The following is a 274-nucleotide window of genomic DNA, read 5'->3' as shown; positions in this document are numbered from 1 at the left end:
CCGATAGAGATAACAACTTAGAAAAAATTATTATCGCTGGGGCTAATGTAGTACGTTTAAACTTCTCACATGGTGTTGCCCAAGATCATAAAGACCGTGCGCAAGCTGTACGCGATATTGCAAAAAAATTAGGCAAGCATATTGCTATTCTTGCTGACCTTCAAGGCCCTAAAATCCGCGTTTCTACTTTTAAAGAAGGTAAAGTAACGCTTTCTGTGGGTGCAAAGTTCACTCTTGATGCAAAAATGGAAAAAGGCGAAGGCGATGTTAACTC

The 274-nt window shown here is 40.1% G+C and carries 1 protein-coding gene; it reads left to right on the top strand.

Annotated elements, in window-relative coordinates; translation table 11 throughout:
- The coding region (locus tag AAEY83_RS14945) for a pyruvate kinase (protein WP_351060130.1) at positions 1-274 on the top strand (274 nt) is incomplete at both ends.

The sequence above is a fragment of the Psychrobacter sp. TB20-MNA-CIBAN-0197 genome (assembly GCF_040309765.1).
Taxonomy (GTDB): Bacteria; Pseudomonadota; Gammaproteobacteria; order Pseudomonadales; family Moraxellaceae; genus Psychrobacter; species Psychrobacter submarinus.
Note: the sequence above shows the minus strand (reverse complement) of the source record. Positions and strands in the feature narration are given on the sequence as shown.